The organism is Bacillus sp. 05T31, assembly GCF_056396725.1.
In genome coordinates, this window is sequence record NZ_JBFTMA010001378.1 from 1 (window position 1) to 456 (window position 456).

Annotated in this window: 1 protein-coding gene and 1 pseudogene; both read right to left on the reverse strand. The window is 37.3% G+C overall.

The features are described from left to right. The coding region (locus tag AC1DJR_RS33390; protein ID WP_477004612.1) for a CcdC protein domain-containing protein at window positions 1-130 on the reverse strand (130 nt) is incomplete at its 3' end. Window positions 131-146: 16 nt separating this feature from the next. Beyond that, window positions 147-456, reverse strand: a pseudogene (locus tag AC1DJR_RS33395) (CcdC protein domain-containing protein); the annotation flags it as partial.

The following is a 456-nucleotide window of genomic DNA, read 5'->3' on the forward strand; positions in this document are numbered from 1 at the left end:
ACAATAAAATACCCGGTGTTAAAAATAGTAATGGCCACAAAATACGTTTTCCCGTTCCCTTTATCGGCTTATACATAGAACGATATCGTCGCCAAAAAATTAGCAGTGCCACGCATAAAAAGACGGTTATTAGTGAAGAAGTATCTCCCGATAAAAGTAATTAAAAAGGCAGCACTTTTTTTCGTATAAATGTTTCCGTCTTCTCTTCGCTCATAGTTTGTTAGAAATATAAGTGGGATTGCGAAAATCACCCCAATGGATGCTGCTATAGTCACTTGTAATATAGCTGGATGTACTGGACCAAAAAACAATAAAATACCCGGTGTTAAAAATAGTAATGGCCACAAAATACGTTTTCCCGTTCCCTTTATCGGCTTATACATAGAACGATATCGTCGCCAAAAAATTAGCAGTGCCACGCATAAAAAGACGGTTATTAGTGAAGAAGTATCTCCC